The organism is Tardiphaga alba (genome assembly GCF_018279705.1).
Classification (GTDB): Bacteria; Pseudomonadota; Alphaproteobacteria; order Rhizobiales; family Xanthobacteraceae; genus Tardiphaga; species Tardiphaga alba.
In genome coordinates this window covers 2,848,272-2,864,438 of the sequence record NZ_CP036498.1, presented here as the reverse complement: position 1 = coordinate 2,864,438, position 16,167 = coordinate 2,848,272, and the positions used below count along the sequence as shown (strand labels likewise).

Genomic DNA, 16,167 nt, shown 5'->3' with positions numbered 1-16,167 from the left:
CGAACACACTCTTAGGCTGCGCCAAGGTGACATAAATCATCTGGAGATGAGAAAAACTGCGACAAAGACAAAGACTTAGAGCCAATTGCATAAAAATTTACCGAACATCAACGGGAACTCCTCAGTGTCATCCATATGAAACCTGCCCATTTTGAAGGCAGGCTCTTCAGCTGGAACTTGCTGCATTCATTGCCCGCTGCCCATCCGGACCCATCTGGACAACGGCAGCTCAAACCGAGGAATACGTCCGTGCTCGCCCGATACTCCATCAGCACCAAGCTCTTTGTCATCGTCGCCTTTCTGTTTGTCGCGATTGCCGCCATTGGCGGTCTAGCGGTGTTCCAGATGCGCGCCATGAATGCAGCGACCCACGACATCAAGGACTCCTGGCTGCCCAGCGTCCGCTGGATCGGCGAGATGCGCGTGCAGTCGGCCCGCTTCCGCGCCGTTCTGCGCGACCACCTGATCGTGACCGATGCGGACCGCCCCGACGTGGACAAGAACCTCGCCGCCCGCAAGGCCGACTTCGACAAGGCCGCCAAAGCCTACGCCCCCTCGTCTCTTCGCCGGCCGAACGCGAACTCGCCGACAAGCTCACCAAGGAATGGAACGAGTTCATCACCGCCGCAGCCGACGTTCAGGCCCTCGCGACTAAGGGCGACATGAACGCCGCCAAGGACATCAATGCCAAGAAGGTCGTGCCGACCGGCCGCGCCATGGACGGCACTCTCGCCAAACTGACCGAGATGAATGACAAGGGCGCGGGCGAAGCCGGCGCGCATGCCGACGCCACTTACGCGAACTCGATCTGGATGATGATCGCGATCCTCGCCGCCGCGGTCGTTGCCGGCATCGGCGCTGCCGTCTACCTCGTTCGCGACATCTCCGGCGGCATCTCGTCGATCCTCAATCCGATGGGCAAACTCACCGACGGCGAGCTCGATGTCGGCATTCCGCATCAGGGCGAGACCACGGAAATCGGCCGTATCGCCAGCGCGTTGCAGATCTTCAAGAATGCGTTGATCGCCAAGCGCGCCTCCGACGAAGCTGCAGGCGCCGAAGCCAAGGTGAAGGCTGCACGTGCCGAGACCATCAATTCTGCGACCCGCAATTTCGAAGCCATGATCGGCGAGTTGGTGAACTCGCTGTCGTCGGCCTCGACCGAACTTGAAGCCTCGGCCACGACGTTGACCCGCACGTCGGATGTGACGATGACCCTGTCGGGGTCGGCGGCATCCGCCTCGACCGAAGTGTCGCAGAATGTTCAGTCGGTTGCTGCCGCGACAGAGGAGATCACCTCGTCGGTCAACGAGATCGGTCGCCAGGTGACCGAGTCGAACCGCATCGCTGCGACGGCGGTTCAACAGGCCGAGAAGACCAATGCCAGCATCGCAAGGCTGAGCCAGGCCACCGCCCGCATCGACGATGTCGTCAAGTTGATCACCGCTGTGGCAGAGCAGACCAACCTGCTCGCGCTCAACGCCACCATCGAAGCCGCCCGCGCCGGTGAAGCTGGCCGTGGTTTTGCGGTGGTCGCCGCCGAAGTGAAGGCCCTCGCCTCGCAGACCGCCAAGGCCACCGACGAAATCTCGACCCAGATCGCCGGCATGCAGGCCGCGAGCTCCGAGACCGTTGAAACCATCAAGGAAATCGGCGCGACCATCACGCTGATTTCGGAAGTGTCCTCGGCGATCGCAGCCGCGGTCGAGGAACAGGGCGCGGCGACTCAGGAAATCGCGCGCAATGTCCAGCAGTCCGCCCAGCTCTCCGGCCAGGTCGCCAACGAGGTCACCGAGGTCAATCGCGGCGCCGCGGAAACCGGCTCCGCCTCGACCCAGGTGCTCGCTGCTGCACAGTCGCTCTCGCTGGAAAGCAACCGCCTGAAGGGCGAAGTCGATAAGTTCCTCGATACGGTTCGGGCTGCTTGACACTCAACTGTCGTCACCCGCCCAGGCGCGCAATTGCGCGCGTGGAGCGGGTGACCCAGTAATCTCAAACGACAAAGAATACACTGGAACTACGCCGCATACTGGATCACCCGCTTTCGCGGGTGATGACACTGAGAATGGGTGTAGTTGCCAAACCCTCACGCTGGCCTATCTTAAGGCCATGACAGTTCACTTCCCCTTCGATAACAGCTACGCGGCCCTGCCCGCCAATTTCTTCGCCCGCGTCGCACCGACGCCGGTGAACGCGCCGCGGCTCATCAAGCTGAACACGGCGCTCGCCAAACAGCTCAAGCTCGATCCGGAATGGCTCGCCAGCAACGAGGGCGTGGATGTCCTTGCCGGCAAGCGCGTGCCCGATGGCGCCGATCCCATTGCCATGGCCTATGCCGGACACCAGTTCGGTAACTTCGTCGCCCAGCTCGGCGACGGCCGCGCGATCCTGCTCGGCGAAGTCATCGACAGCGACGGCGCCCGCCGCGACATCCAGCTCAAAGGTTCGGGGCCAACACCATTCTCGCGCCGCGGCGACGGCCGTGCAGCGCTTGGCCCGGTGCTGCGCGAATACATCGTCAGTGAAGCAATGTTTGCGCTCGGCATTCCGACCACGCGTTCGCTCGCGGCAGTCATCACCGGCGAGAAAGTCCAGCGCGAGACGATGCTGCCCGGCGCCGTGCTGACGCGCGTGGCGTCGAGCCATATTCGTGTCGGCACCTTCCAGTTCTTTGCCGCGCGACAGGATATCGACGCGCTCAGGCATCTCGCCGATCACGTCATCAAGCGGCACTATCCGGACATCGCAAAGGCCGAGCATCCCTATCGCGCCCTGCTCGATGCCGTGATCAGACGGCAGGCGGAGCTTGTCGCGCGCTGGCTGCATGTGGGCTTCATCCACGGCGTGATGAACACCGACAACTGCTCCATCGCTGGCGAGACCATCGACTACGGCCCCTGCGCCTTCATGGATGAGTACAATCCGGCGACGGTTTACAGCTCCATCGACGAAATGGGCCGCTATGCCTATGCCAACCAGCCACGCATCGCGCTGTGGAATCTGACGCGCTTTGCCGAGACGCTGCTGCCATTGATCGACAGCGACGAGAAGACCGCCATCGACATCGCGCAGAATGCGCTCGGCGCGTTCACCGACATCTTCAACGACGCTTATCAGGGTGGTCTGCGCAAGAAGATCGGTCTGTTCACGACACAGCCCGATGACGAGACGCTCGTGCAGGACCTGCTGGTCGCGATGACAGCCAATCAGGCTGATTTCACCAACACCTTCCGCCATCTCGGCGCCGCGGCTGCTGACCCGGCGAAGGACGCCGATGTTCGCGGCCAGTTCACCAATCCCGCCGCCTTTGACGAATGGGCAGCCAAGTGGCGGCAGCGACTCGGCCATGAGTCCGAGGATGGTGCGGCGCGAGAGAAGGCCATGAACGCCGTCAATCCGGCATTCATCCCCCGCAATCACCGTATCGAAGCGGCGATCCAGGCGGCTCTGGCCGACGACTTCGCGCCGTTCGAGAAACTCGTCGCGGTGCTGGCAAAACCCTATGAAGATCAACCGCTGATGGCAGAATATGCCGATCCACCAGCGATGGACGAGCGCGTGTTACGCACATTCTGCGGCACCTGATTACCCGTTTTTTACTCTCGCAGACCTCAAATCTGCGGGATTCCCTTGACTCACCAGCGTTTTGGGCCGAACGCCTTTTATAAAAGCGTTATGGACCATCCATGGAACTGATCACCACCACCGACCAACTCGCCGCCGCCTGTGAGCGCCTCGCCCAGCATCCGGTCATCACCGTCGATACGGAATTCCTCCGCGAGACCACCTACTATCCCCTGCTCTGCGTCGTGCAGATGGCCAGCGCGGATGATGCCGTGGTCGTTGACACCCTCGCCGAAGGCATCGATCTCGCGCCGTTCTTCGCGCTGATGAACAACGAAGCCGTGCTGAAGGTCTTCCATGCCGCGCGGCAGGACATCGAGATCATGGTCCACCGCAATGGCGTGGTGCCGCATCCGATCTTCGATACACAGGTCGCGGCCATGGTCCTCGGCTATGGCGACAGCATCGCCTATGACCAGCTCGTCGAGCGCGTCACCGGCCATCGCCCGGACAAGACACATCGCTTCACCGACTGGTCGCGCCGTCCGCTGACCGAAGAGCAGTTGCACTACGCCGTCTCGGACGTGACCCATCTGCGCGATGTGTTCGCCAAGCTCGATGCGGATCTGAAGAAGCGCAATCGCAGCGACTGGGTGAGCGAGGAGATGAAGATCCTCACCTCGCCGAAGACCTATGACTTCCATCCCGAGCGCGCCTGGGAGCGTCTCAAGACCCGCGTCCGCAAGCCGAAGGAGCTGGCGGTGCTGATGGAAGTGGCCGCCTGGCGCGAGCAGGAAGCGCAGAGCCGCGATGTGCCGCGGTCGCGCGTCCTCAAGGACGATGCTGTCGGCGATATCGCCACCCACGCGCCGACCTCGCTGGAGAAGCTCGCAAACCTGCGCTCGCTGCCGAAAGGCTTTGAACGTTCGAAGTGGGGCAGCGATATCCTTGCCGCCATCCGGCGCGGCATCGATCGCGATCCCAACACTCTGCCGAAGCTGGAAAAGCCGCGCGGCAATGGAAATGGCGCAGCCACAGTCGAGCTATTGAAAGTTCTGCTGCGCATGACCTCCGAGCGTCACGCCGTCGCCAGTAAGGTGATCGCCACCGTGGACGATCTCGAACAGATCGCCATCAACGACAATGCCGATGTCGGCGCGCTACAGGGCTGGCGGCATGAGCTGTTCGGCAAGGACGCGCTCGCGCTGAAGCATGGTCGTCTTGCTCTGGCGATGGAAAAAGGCCGCGTCATCCGCGTCGAGCGGAGCTAGTCCGCTCGCTCGCTGCTGTTAAAGACTTTTCGAACAAGGTCGGACGTCGTCTGGAAGTGCTGCTGCAGCAATGCGACGGCCGTGTCAGCCTGACGCGCCACCGCCGCTTCCATGATCGCGCGATGTTCGTCCAGATCCCCGCGATTGGTCGAACTGGCGATGCGCGCGGCATGCCGATAGCGCTCGGCGGCGTCGAACATCTGATCGCAAAAGCCCTCGATCCATTTCGTGCCGCATGCCGACAGCAGGCTGGCGTGAAATTCCTTGTGCGCGTGCTCCCATTCGGCATTTCGGGTCGCCGACTGTCCCTCGAGATATCGCGGAATACGGGACAGGCGATGATAGGCCAGCAACACCCGCTCTTCCCAATCGGCGCCTCCCTTTTCGATCGACTCCCGTAGCGCCTGCCCGTCAAGCCAACAGCGGGCTTTCGTCAGTTCGTCGAGATCAGAACCACTGAGCTCGGCCACCTGGAAGCCGCGCTGGTCCGACTGGACCACGAGACCCTCGCTCGACAACCGGTTCAACGCCTCGCGGAGCGGATTCAATCCGATGCCATATCGCTCGCAAAGCGATCGTATCCGCAGCTTCGAACCGCGATCGAACGTTCCATAAATGAGATCCTGACGGAGCTGCGTATAGGCCAGCGTCGCCAGTGTGCCAGCTCCTTCCTGGTCATTCGCAGCCATTTCGTCCCCTCAAATCATCAGCAAAACCGCTCATTGAAATAACACACCTTCCCGCCGAAATAGATTGAAAATCGATTTATTTGACAATACCGTCTTGAAAATACATTTTTTGGAGGGATCATGAAGTTTGTTTCCGTGCTGGTGGGTGGCAACAGTCGCCTGGGTGTCGTGATCGGCGATGGCAGGTTTGTGGATCTGGCCCACGCACAATCCCTCGCAACAGACGCAACTTCGACCACGCCGGAAATCTTCAAGGACTTGATTGCACTGATCGAAGCCGGCGATGCGGGCCTTCAGGCGACAAGACAACTCGTGGCCCAGGCCGAGGCCGGTCAATTGCAAGGCGCCATCGGCAAACTGTCGGATGTCAAACTGCAGGCGCCAATTCCTACACCGCGCAAGAACGTCTTCTGCGTCGGACGGAATTACATCGAGCATGTGAACGAGGGTTACAGAGCTCGCGGCACCGAAGTGAAGCTTCCCGAATATCCGCAATTCTTCACCAAGCCGCGGACGGCGGTGATCGGCGCAGGCGCAACCATCCCCCTGCACGCCAATGTCACCGCGATGCTCGACTATGAAGTCGAACTCGCCATCGTGATCGGCCGCGGCGGCGTCAACATCCCGATCGAAACGGCGCTCGACCACATCTTCGGCTTCACCATCATCAACGACGTGACCGGCCGCGACGTTCAGCGCCGGCATGATCAATGGTTCAAGGGCAAGGGTCTCGACGGGACCTGCCCGATGGGACCGTGGGTGGTTGAACGCAGCGACGTTCAGGATCCGCAGGCGCTCGATCTCTCTTTGAAGGTGAACGGCGAAGTTCGGCAAAGCTCGAACACCAAACACATGATTTTTCCGATCGCGCGCATCATCAGCGAACTCTCGCTCGGCCTGACGCTGGAGCCCGGCGACGTGATCGCGACCGGAACGCCATCTGGCGTGGGCTATGCCATGACGCCCCTCGCCCGCTTCAGGGTGGCGACGTCGTCACCTGCGAGATCGAACAGGTTGGAACGTTGGAAAATCGCGTCGGCCACTAGGCTGACGTCCGCAAATCGGGGGATCACCGCGTGAGCGACTACTATGTACACCGCTTGAAGGTGTCGATGCCCTTGGCGACCGCTGAAAAGCTGGCGAATGAGGCACTCGCCGTCGGCCATGAAGCGGGATTGCTGCCGTTGACCGTGGCCGTGCTGGATGCCGGCGGCGTTCTTGTCGTCCTCAAGCGAGAGGACGGCTCGGGAATCTTGCGCGGCGATATCGCGATCGGCAAAGCGTGGGGTGCGCTTGGGATGGGTATCTCCAGCCGTACGATCCGGGACCGTCTGCGGGAGCGTCCGGCCTTTCAGAGCGCCCTTGCGGCAGCATCTGACGGCCGATTTATTCCCGTGCCCGGAGGCGTTCTCGTGCTCGACGACCAGAATGACGTGATCGGCGCGATCGGGATCAGCGGCGATGCATCCGACAAGGATGAATATGCGGCCGTCACCGCCATTCAACGAAGCAATCTGAAACCGCATCCTGAACAGCCCGCGGACAACTGGCGCGATGCGGGTCTCTGACAATACCGAATAAACACAATAACGAATAAACACATGGGGGACGTCATGAAGAAACTAGCGATTGCCGCCTTCTTTCTTGCGGCCAGTTCTGCACCCGGTCTGGCGCAAGATTCCTATCCGAACCGCGCAATTAAGCTGATCGTGCCATTCGCGGCGGGTGGACCGACCGACGTTTTCGCCGGCAATATGCCGAGCGCATGTCCATCGCCCTGCGTCAACAAATGGTCGTCGAGAACAAGGCAGGCGCCGCGGGCGCTATCGGATCGACGGAAGTCGCGCGCGCTCCGGCCGATGGTTACACATTGCTCTTCGGCACGACGTCAACTCATGCCCTCTACAATCTGCTGTCGAAGAATGCGCAATATGACTCCGTGAAGGATTTTGCACCCGTTGCCATCGTGGGCACCGCGCCCGCGGCGATCGTGGTCAATCCATCGCAGCCAGCAACGCTCAAGGACCTGGTCGCCGCCGTGAAGGCCAATCCTGGAAAGCTGCAATATGGCTCACCGGGCACCGGTACGTTTTTGCATCTGACCGGAGAGATGTTCAAAGTCACCGCAGGAAAGCTCGATATCGGTCACGTCCCGTACAAGGGATCGGCGCCGGCGATGAACGATCTGCTCGGCAATCAGATCGGCATGGTGGTCGATACGGTTGGCACGTCACTGCAACAGTTTCGCGCCAACAATGTTCGCATCCTCGCCGTCGCATCCGCCAAACGATCGGACCTCGCCCCCGACATCCCGACCGTCGATGAAGCGCTCGGCACGAGCGGATTTGAAGCCGGTCTCTGGGCATTGGTTGCAGCGCCTGCCGGAACGCCCGAGCCCGTCATCGCGAAGTTGCACGCTGCCACGATGACCGTTGTTACCGACAAGACGTTTGGCGAGCAGCTTCGCAAGATCGGAATAGATCCGATCACCGATTCCACGCCGGCCTCTGCCCGTGCTTTCATCGAAAAGGAACGCGCGCGGTTCAAACCAGTCGTCGAGGCTGCCGGCGTCAAGATCGACTGACGTCCCGTCAGGCCTAGCGTCTGACGATCGACCCGGACTTGCCGACTAGGCGTGCCAGCTGCTTGAAACGGCTGCCGACGCGGTCAGCGACGAGATCGACGAGACGGTGCTCGAACACGAGCATCATCTTGCGATCCTGCACCGTGAAACGCGCGGCTGGCAACACGCCCGGCTGCGCGGCCGAGATCAGATGGGCCACACGGAACAGTGCCCCGAGTAAACGCGCGCGCTCCACCTGCGCTGGCGTCACCAGAGCCCGGACGATGTCCGGCGGCTCATTCTCCGCGCTGAAACCGGCATATCGATAATAGACACACAGCGCCAGGAAGGCGCGGCCATGATGATCGATGGAGCCGAAATTGCCATTGGTGATCAGATGCAGCGTTTGCTCGCCGCGATGATCGGGATGCACGCGCCAGCCGATATCCGACAGCAGGCAGGCGACGCGGCGGAGCCGGCGATCGTCTTCGGTCTCAGGAAGCTTCGCGATGCGCACGAAGTGATCGCTCCAGTCACTGAGCTCCTGCGCATGGCGCGCCGAGCGTGAATGGAGCTGGTTCATGACCTCGGCTGCGCCCACCAGACCATCCTGCGCACGCTGCGCCGGAGACAGCATCTCGTAAAACAGGCCTTCGCGGACACCGTAGGTCGAGAACACGATAGCTTTCGGCTTGCCGATGCGAATGATGTGTTCGAGCAGCAGCGCGGCGTAGATCAGCAGCGGTTGCCGCGCTTCGGTGATTGTCTCGATATCGGCAAGCACATTGGCGGATGCGAAGCGACGTACACGACGCACAAAGCTCAGCGCATCAGCCGCCGGGATGGTGTAGCCGTGCATGACTTTGAGCGGATAACCGCTCTGCAGGATGTGCAGCCGCGCCAGCGCACGCCATGTGCCACCCACCGCGTAGAAGTTACGCCCGGCGCACGCCTTGAGCTGCTCCACGTCTGCAAATGCCTTGGTGACAATACGCTCGGCCCGCTTCGGCGAATCCTTCGATGTGTCCTGCAGGGCAAGACCACCGAGCGGCAGTGTGATGCCCTGTCTGACCGCATTGCCGCGCACATCGACGAGTTCGAGCGAACCACCGCCCATGTCGCCGACCAGACCATTCGGCTTGTGCACGCCTGAGATCACGCCCAGCGCGGACAGCTTGGCTTCACGCGGGCCGGAAATGATCTGGATCTCGCAACCGCAGATCTTCTCTGCGGCGGCGATGAAGTCCGGACCATTACTGGCATCGCGCGCTGCCGCCGTCGCGATCGCGTAGACGCGACCGACCTTCATGATCTTGCAGAGCGCACGGAAACGCCGAAGCGCCACCAGTGCCTTGTCGACGGCGTCCTTCGCGAGCAGGCCGGTGCTCTGCACCTCGCGGCCGAGACCGCACAAGGCCTTCTCGTTGAAGATCGTGACGAGACTGCGCGTCAGCGATTCATAGACGACGAGACGAACGGAATTCGAACCGATATCGATGACTGCGACACTGGAGGCGCGTTGAAGCGCACGCGCTACCACGAGTTGGTATCCTTACGACGACTGCTGGCGTTCTGAGCGGCGCGTGAGCCGCCGCGGCGATGATTTCTCAAGCGACTTTCCACGGCCAGACAGACTCGGATTCGTCATGAAGTAATTATGCACGTTGAAGGGCTCCTCGCCCTTCGCGGCCTTCATACGCGTTGACGACCCATCGGGCAACAATTGCCAGCTCTGTTCGTTGTCCTTCAGATTCGCGACCATAATCTGCTCGAGCACCTGCGTATGCACCGTCGGGTTCTGCAACGGGCACAGAACTTCGACGCGACGGTCCAGGTTGCGCGGCATCATGTCAGCCGATGAGATGTAGATCATCGCCTTCGGGCTCGGCAGGCCGTGTCCCATGCCGAAGCAGTAAATGCGGCAATGTTCCAGGAATCGACCGATGATCGACTTGACGCGGATGTTCTCCGACAGGCCGGGAACTCCGGGCCGCAGGCAACAAATACCGCGAATGATGAGTTCGATGGAAACCCCCGCCTTCGATGCTTCGTAAAGCGCATCGATAATGCCGGGATCGACCAGCGCATTCATCTTAAGCCAGATCGCAGCGGGCTTGCCGGCCCGTGCGAATTCCGCTTCGCCACGGATGTGGTCAATCATCTGCTTGCGCAGCGTCAATGGCGAAACCGCCATTTTCTCGATGTCGCTCGGCTCGGCGTAACCGGTGATGTAATTAAACACGCGCGCCACATCGCGGCCGATGATCGGATCGGACGTGAAGTAAGACAGATCGGTATAGATGCGCGCGGTGACCGGATGATAGTTGCCGGTGCCGGTATGCACATAGGTGGTGAGCGCACCACCTTCGCGGCGCACCACGAGCGAAAGCTTGGCGTGTGTCTTCAGTTCGAGGAAGCCATAGACCACCTGAACGCCGGCACGTTCGAGATCGCGTGCCCAGCGGATATTCGCTTCTTCGTCGAAACGCGCACGCAACTCGACCAGTGCCGTCACCGACTTGCCGGCTTCGGCGGCTTCCACCAGCGTACGAACGATCGGTGAATTGTTGGAGGTGCGATACAGCGTCTGCTTGATCGCGACCACATCCGGGTCGCGCGCCGCCTGCTGCAGAAACTGGACGACCACATCGAAGGATTCATACGGGTGGTGAACCACCAGGTCCTTCTGGCGGATTGCCGCAAAGATATCGCCACCATGATCGCGCACGCGCTCGGGATGGCGCGGCACATAAGGCACGAATTCCAAGTCCGGGCGATCGAGGCGCGTCAGCTGCGACACCTCGTTCATGGCGAGAATGCCATCGACCAGCAGAATCTCGTCGTCCGACGTCGCCAGCGCACGTTGCACGAAAGCACGCAATTCGACCGGCATGGTCGCTTCGATTTCAAGCCGGATCACCGAACCGCGGCGGCGGCGCTTCAATGCCGTTTCGAACAGGCGAACGAGATCCTCCGCCTCTTCTTCCACTTCGAGTTCGCTGTCGCGGATGATGCGGAACGCGCCCTGCCCCTGCACCACATAGCCGGGGAAGAGACGGCCGATGAACAGACCCGTGGCCTGCTCCAGCGTGATGAGTCGGACTTCGCCGTTCTTGCCTGGGCTTGGCAAACGAATGAAGCGATCGATCTTGCCGGGCATGCGGATCAGGGCGTTCATCGTCTTGCCGTCGGCGACGCGCGACAGATGCAGCGCGATGGTGAAACCGAGGCTGGGGATGAACGGGAATGGATGCGCGGGATCGATGGCCAGCGGCGTCAGCAGCGGGAAGATATTGTGCAGGAAGTGATCTTCGATCCAGGTCCGTTCGGCCTTGCTGACGTCCTTGCCGTCGAGCAGCACGATACCGACATCGGCGAGCATGCTTCGCTGATCCCGCCAGATCGCTTGCTGGTCGGTCGCCAGTTTGGACACGGCATTGTTGATCAGCACGAGCTGTTCGGACGGGGTCAATCCGTCCGGGCTACGCTCGCTTATGCCTTCACGGACCTGCGCCTTGATACCGGCGACGCGAACCATGAAAAATTCGTCGAGATTGTTCGCAGAGATCGACAGGAAGCGAACCCGCTCCAGTGCGGGGTGACCGGGATTGACCGATTCCTCGAGGACGCGACGATTGAAATGGAGCCAGGAGAGTTCGCGATTGATGAAACGCTCCGGTCCGGAAGCGATCGCCTCCGCCAGCTTCGCTTCGCCCTTTTTCTCTTCAATCACAATCTCTTCCGCGGAATCCATCAGGTTGTAATCCATCCTGTTCAAGCAAGGCCGACGTATCAGCCGATCGACGCGGACAATGTGTTAGTTGCGTGACAGTTCGATGACATTGAGAAACCGCAATGCTGTCCCGTCAAGGCGCAATGCGGCTCACGCGCACCATTCTACCTGGACAAATGTCAGGAATCGCGAAGCAGTTCCGCGGCCAATGCACGTGTCACAGGGCGCCCGAGACGCAAGGCTTCGGCATCGAGCAGCTCGACCGTCCGCCGCGCCGCAGCAAAAGACCGTTCGATCCGGCTGGCGACGTAATTCACCACATTCTCGTCGATGGACAATTGGCGGTCGGCGCACAATTTCACGATCAATGCCCTGAAAAGATGGTCATCTGGCGCTTTCAGGTGAACGACCGGCAGCGCCCGCAGCCGTGACCGGAGGTCGCGCAGATCGATCTCCATGGCCGCCGGGGCGATACGGGCGGTGATCAGCACGTGGGCCTCATCCTCCCGCGCCAGATTGAGCAGGTGGAATAGTGCGCGCTCGTCGAAGCAGCCGGCCTGAAGGTCTTCCACCACGACCGCGCCGGTCACCAGCGCTGCCGGCACTGTGGCCGCCGTCAGCGACTGTACCGTAGTCGATCGCGCACCGGCCTGCTCGGCCCAGATCGCCGCCAGATGGCTCTTGCCGGCGCCTTCCGGCCCGACCAGCACCATCACCCGGTTGGGCCAGTCCGGCCAACCATCGACCAGTCCCAGCGCTTCGGCATTGGCCGAGCCTTCCAGAAAATCGTCGCGTGACAGGCTCTCTGCGTGTGGCAGGGCAAATGCGAGTTGACGGGGTTGGACGCGGACAGCCACGCAGATACTCCAGGCCGGGTGACCGGCAATTACTCAGGGCGCGCGCCCGTCTCGATCGTGCTCATGTGCCTCACCCACTCGACCAGGTAAAGGCTGACGGAAGCGAGAGTCAGGACAGTCACAAAACCCATTAAAATCAAATCGTAAGGCGAGGATTTGAAACCAAATCCGAGGGCAGCGAGAACCAAAGCGGCGAACGCGACCTGCGCGACCGTATTGAGCTTCGACACCATCAGAGGCTTCATGGGGATCGGCTTGCCGAACAGCCAAGAGACGATCACGGCCCCCACGATCATGATATCCCGCGACACCACCAGAATCACGAGCCAGCGCGGCACTGCCCCCATATCCCCAGGGACACATAGATCGAGACGAGCAGCGCCTTGTCAGCCAGCGGATCAAGCAAGGCCCCGAGCTCGCTGGCCATGTTGAAGCGCTTGGCGAGGAAGCCGTCCACGGCATCGCTGACGCCGGCAATGACAAAAACCGCAAAAGCGATCTCCATCTGGCCGGATGCGATCGCCCAGACGACGATGGGAACCAGCAGGATGCGGCCCAGAGTGATGATGTTCGGGATGCTCAACTGGTGTTTTCCGGCTTCGGCTCCTGCCAAAATCCGAGCGTGGCGGCTCTGACCGGCTAACCGCCTAGATAGTAGCCGGGATAGCGTTTACGAGCCATTGCGCGTCTGCAATTTCCGACGTAACCAGCGGAAAATTCACAATTTCGCAGTTCGCCAGGATACCGGGCATGACCGACCAGAAAAAAGGCCTCACTTACGCGGATGCAGGCGTCGATATCGATGCGGGCAATCGCCTGGTGGACCTCATCAAGCCGATGGTGCGCGCCACCGCCCGCCCCGGCGCCGATGCCGAGATCGGCGGCTTTGGCGGATTGTTCGACCTCAAGGCAGCCGGCTTCAAAGACCCGATCCTGGTGGCGGCCACAGACGGTGTCGGCACCAAGGTCAAGATCGCCATCGAGGCCAATGTCCATAACGGGATCGGCATCGACCTCGTCGCCATGTCGGTGAATGACCTCGTCGTCCAGGGCGCCGAGCCGCTGTTCTTCCTCGACTATTTCGCCTGCGGCAAGCTAGACCCGGAAGCCACTGCATCGATCGTCGCCGGTATCGCCGAAGGCTGCCGCGAGTCCGGCTGTGCCCTGATCGGTGGCGAGACCGCGGAGATGCCCGGCCTCTACAAGGACGGCGACTATGACCTCGGCGGCTTCTCCGTCGGCGCGGCCGAGCGGGGCACCCTTCTCCCCACCAAGGACATGGCGGTCGGCGATGCCGTGATCGGCCTGGCCTCGTCGGGTGTCCACTCCAACGGCTTCTCGCTGGTCCGCAAGATCGTCGAGCGCACCGGCCTGTCCTATGCCGACAAGGCGCCGTTCTCCCCCGTGATGACGCTGGGCGGGGCGCTGCTAACCCCGACCAAGCTCTATGTGAAATCCTGCCTACGCGCGATCCGCGAGACCGGCGCCGTGAAGGGCCTCGCCCATATCACCGGCGGCGGCTTCACCGACAATATCCCGCGCGTACTGCCGTCGGGGCTCGGCGTTCGCATCGATCTGCCTGCCCTCACCGTCCTGCCCGTCTTCAAGTGGCTCGCCGCCGAAGGCGACATCGCCGAACTCGAACTGCTGCGCACCTTCAATTGCGGCATCGGCATGATCGCCATCGTCAAGCGCGAGGCTGTCCAGCAGGTGATGGATATCCTGCGCGAGAGCGGCGAAACCGTTTCGCTGCTCGGCGATGTGATCGAAGCCAAGGGCGACGAGCGCGTGGTCTATGACGGGCATCTCGACCTGAAACTGTGAGGCCATGATGCGTCCCGTCGCCATCCTGATTTCCGGCCGCGGATCGAACATGTCCGCGCTGATCGAAGCCGCCGCTGCCGATGGCTTCCCCGCGGAGATCGCGCTCGTGATCTCCAACCGCGCCGACGCCCCGGGCCTCGCCAATGCAGAGGCCAATGGCATCAAGACGCTGGTGATCGAGAGCAAGCCATTCGGCAAGGACCGCGCCGGCTTCGAGAAATTGCTGCAGGCAGCACTCGATGAGCACAAGATCGAAGTGATCTGCCTCGCCGGCTTCATGCGCCTGTTCACCGCCGAATTCGTGCAGCACTGGTATGGCCGGATGCTGAACATCCACCCGTCGCTGCTGCCATCCTTCCCCGGCCTCGACCCACACGGCCAGGCGCTGCGTGCCGGCGTGAAGATCTCCGGCGCCACCGTGCATTTCGTGATCCCGGAAACCGACGCCGGCCCGATCGTGATGCAGGGCGCCGTGCCCGTCGCTCCCGACGACACATCGGAAACGCTGGCAGCGCGCGTGCTCGGCGTCGAGCACCAGATCTATCCGCAGGCGCTCCGCCTGCTGGCGACTGACGGTATCAAGATCGATGGCGACGTGACGACCAGCACCGCCGGCGTCGATGCAGACGACAGCCTGATCGCACCGATGGTGATTTGAGCCTTCATTGCGAGGTCAGGGAAAGCCTTCGGCTTTCCCCTTAGCGAAGCGACGAAGCAATCCAGCTCTGGGCTTTCTGGATTGTTTCGCCCAAACGAATTGCTTTGCAATTCGTCAGGGCTCGCAATGACGAAATTTGTCAGCCCTTCACGAAGGCCAGCAGATCCGGATTAATCACATCCGCATGGGTCGTGCACATGCCATGCGGGAATCCGGGATAGGTCTTCAGGGTCCCGTTTTTCAACAGCTTGACCGACAGTGGTGCAGAGTCCGCGTAAGGCACGATCTGGTCGTCGTCGCCATGCATCACCAGCACCGGTACATCGATCGCCTTCAGATCTTCGGTGAAGTCGGTTTCCGAAAACGCCTTGATGCAATCGTAATGCGCCTTGGCGCCACCGATCATGCCTTGTCGCCACCAGTTGTCGATGACCCCCTGTGAGATCTTCGCGCCGGGACGGTTGAAGCCGTAGAACGGACCAGCCGGAACATCGATATAGAACTGCGCACGATTGGCGACCAGCGCGGCCCGAAACCCGTCAAACACTTCGAGCGGCAGGCCGCCCGGGTTTTTCTCGGTTTTCAGCATGATCGGCGGCACTGCGCCGATCAGCACGGCCTTGGCGACGCGGCCCTTCTTGGCGCGGGCCACATAGCGCGCAACCTCGCCGCCGCCGGTTGAGTGGCCGATATGCACGGCATCTTTGAGATCAAGCTTGTCGGTGAGCTCGATCAGATCGACGGCATAGGTGTCCATCTCATTGCCGGTGGCGGTCTGGGTGGATCTGCCATGGCCGCGACGGTCATGGGCGATGACGCGATAGCCGTTGTTGAGGAAGAACATCATCTGCGCATCCCAGTCGTCCGCGCTCAGCGGCCAGCCATGATGGAAGACGATCGGCTGCCCGGTGCCCCAGTCCTTGTAAAAGATATCCGTCCCGTCCTTGGTGGTGATGGTCGGCATTTGACGCTCCTTGCTGGCTTGGGAATCCGATGGGATCGATAGAC

At 61.4% G+C, this 16,167-nt stretch carries 12 protein-coding genes and 3 pseudogenes; 8 read left to right on the top strand and 7 right to left on the bottom strand.

From position 1 onward, the window contains the following. Positions 1-249 precede the first annotated feature (249 nt). The 3 genes and pseudogenes from RPMA_RS13620 to rnd all read left to right on the top strand — a co-directional run bounded on the left by RPMA_RS13620 (position 250) and on the right by rnd (position 4,835). Positions 250-1,928: pseudogene (locus tag RPMA_RS13620) on the top strand (methyl-accepting chemotaxis protein). Positions 1,929-2,109: 181 nt separating this feature from the next. Beyond that, complete coding sequence (locus tag RPMA_RS13615) at positions 2,110-3,585, top strand: protein adenylyltransferase SelO (protein ID WP_211913292.1); 1,476 nt, start codon at positions 2,110-2,112, stop codon at positions 3,583-3,585. A gap of 101 nt (positions 3,586-3,686) precedes the next feature. Further along, complete coding sequence (gene rnd / locus RPMA_RS13610) at positions 3,687-4,835, top strand: ribonuclease D (protein WP_211913291.1); 1,149 nt, start codon at positions 3,687-3,689, stop codon at positions 4,833-4,835. Here rnd and RPMA_RS13605 read toward each other — a convergent pair. Next, positions 4,832-5,335, bottom strand: coding sequence for an FCD domain-containing protein (locus RPMA_RS13605; RefSeq protein WP_249225666.1), 504 nt, complete (start codon positions 5,333-5,335; stop codon positions 4,832-4,834). The two genes, rnd and RPMA_RS13605, sit on opposite strands and share 4 nt — an antisense overlap. Positions 5,336-5,362: 27 nt before the next feature. Then, positions 5,363-5,524, bottom strand: a pseudogene (locus RPMA_RS28565) (GntR family transcriptional regulator); the annotation flags it as partial. Positions 5,525-5,644: 120 nt separating this feature from the next. Here RPMA_RS28565 and RPMA_RS13600 point away from each other — a divergent pair. The 3 genes from RPMA_RS13600 to RPMA_RS13590 all read left to right on the top strand — a co-directional run bounded on the left by RPMA_RS13600 (position 5,645) and on the right by RPMA_RS13590 (position 8,108). Continuing rightward, positions 5,645-6,604, top strand: a complete 960-nt coding sequence (locus tag RPMA_RS13600) for a fumarylacetoacetate hydrolase family protein (protein WP_211913289.1) — start codon at positions 5,645-5,647, stop codon at positions 6,602-6,604. Beyond that, on the top strand, positions 6,601-7,092 hold the full coding sequence (locus RPMA_RS13595) for a GlcG/HbpS family heme-binding protein (RefSeq protein ID WP_249225665.1): 492 nt from the start codon (positions 6,601-6,603) through the stop codon (positions 7,090-7,092). Before RPMA_RS13600 ends, RPMA_RS13595 begins: the two co-directional genes overlap by 4 nt. Positions 7,093-7,289: 197 nt before the next feature. Next, complete coding sequence (locus RPMA_RS13590; RefSeq protein ID WP_211913288.1) at positions 7,290-8,108, top strand: Bug family tripartite tricarboxylate transporter substrate binding protein; 819 nt, start codon at positions 7,290-7,292, stop codon at positions 8,106-8,108. 13 nt (positions 8,109-8,121) lie between these two features. Here RPMA_RS13590 and ppx read toward each other — a convergent pair whose 3' ends face one another. From ppx to RPMA_RS13570, 4 genes and pseudogenes are all read right to left on the bottom strand, one after another. Beyond that, positions 8,122-9,627, bottom strand: a complete 1,506-nt coding sequence (ppx, locus tag RPMA_RS13585) for an exopolyphosphatase (protein WP_211913287.1) — start codon at positions 9,625-9,627, stop codon at positions 8,122-8,124. 12 nt (positions 9,628-9,639) lie between these two features. Then, entirely contained in the window at positions 9,640-11,841 is a 2,202-nt protein-coding gene (locus RPMA_RS13580; protein WP_211913286.1) for an RNA degradosome polyphosphate kinase, read from the bottom strand. 158 nt (positions 11,842-11,999) lie between these two features. Further along, the gene (locus RPMA_RS13575; protein WP_211913285.1) at positions 12,000-12,677 is read right to left on the bottom strand and encodes a P-loop NTPase family protein; all 678 of its coding nucleotides are present in this window, start codon (positions 12,675-12,677) and stop codon (positions 12,000-12,002) included. Positions 12,678-12,706: 29 nt separating this feature from the next. Then, positions 12,707-13,260, bottom strand: a pseudogene (locus tag RPMA_RS13570) (CDP-alcohol phosphatidyltransferase family protein). Between the two features lie 167 nt (positions 13,261-13,427). Here RPMA_RS13570 and purM point away from each other — a divergent pair. Both purM and purN read left to right on the top strand, forming a co-directional pair. Beyond that, the gene (gene purM, locus RPMA_RS13565; RefSeq protein ID WP_211913284.1) at positions 13,428-14,501 is read left to right on the top strand and encodes a phosphoribosylformylglycinamidine cyclo-ligase; all 1,074 of its coding nucleotides are present in this window, start codon (positions 13,428-13,430) and stop codon (positions 14,499-14,501) included. 4 nt (positions 14,502-14,505) lie between these two features. Further along, positions 14,506-15,159: a phosphoribosylglycinamide formyltransferase gene (gene purN / locus RPMA_RS13560; protein WP_211913283.1), complete on the top strand. Its 654-nt coding sequence runs from the start codon at positions 14,506-14,508 to the stop codon at positions 15,157-15,159. A gap of 139 nt (positions 15,160-15,298) precedes the next feature. Here the strand turns inward: purN and RPMA_RS13555 are convergent, their stop codons facing one another. Continuing rightward, a complete protein-coding gene (locus RPMA_RS13555; RefSeq protein WP_211913282.1) occupies positions 15,299-16,123 on the bottom strand; it encodes an alpha/beta fold hydrolase in 825 nt (274 codons plus the stop codon). Positions 16,124-16,167: the final 44 nt, after the last annotated feature.

Excerpts from the sequence above, each read along its gene's own strand:
- RPMA_RS13600 (WP_211913289.1), top strand. The coding sequence starts at position 5,645 with ATGAAGTTTGTTTCCGTGCTGGTGGGTGGCAACAGTCGCCTGGGTGTC.
- RPMA_RS13590 (WP_211913288.1), top strand. The coding sequence starts at position 7,290 with ATGTCCATCGCCCTGCGTCAACAAATGGTCGTCGAGAACAAGGCAGGC.
- RPMA_RS13580 (WP_211913286.1), bottom strand. The coding sequence starts at position 11,841 with ATGGATTCCGCGGAAGAGATTGTGATTGAAGAGAAAAAGGGCGAAGCG.
- RPMA_RS13555 (WP_211913282.1), bottom strand. The coding sequence starts at position 16,123 with ATGCCGACCATCACCACCAAGGACGGGACGGATATCTTTTACAAGGAC.
- RPMA_RS13615 (WP_211913292.1), top strand. The coding sequence starts at position 2,110 with ATGACAGTTCACTTCCCCTTCGATAACAGCTACGCGGCCCTGCCCGCC.
- rnd (WP_211913291.1), top strand. The coding sequence starts at position 3,687 with ATGGAACTGATCACCACCACCGACCAACTCGCCGCCGCCTGTGAGCGC.
- purN (WP_211913283.1), top strand. The coding sequence starts at position 14,506 with ATGATGCGTCCCGTCGCCATCCTGATTTCCGGCCGCGGATCGAACATG.
- purM (WP_211913284.1), top strand. The coding sequence starts at position 13,428 with ATGACCGACCAGAAAAAAGGCCTCACTTACGCGGATGCAGGCGTCGAT.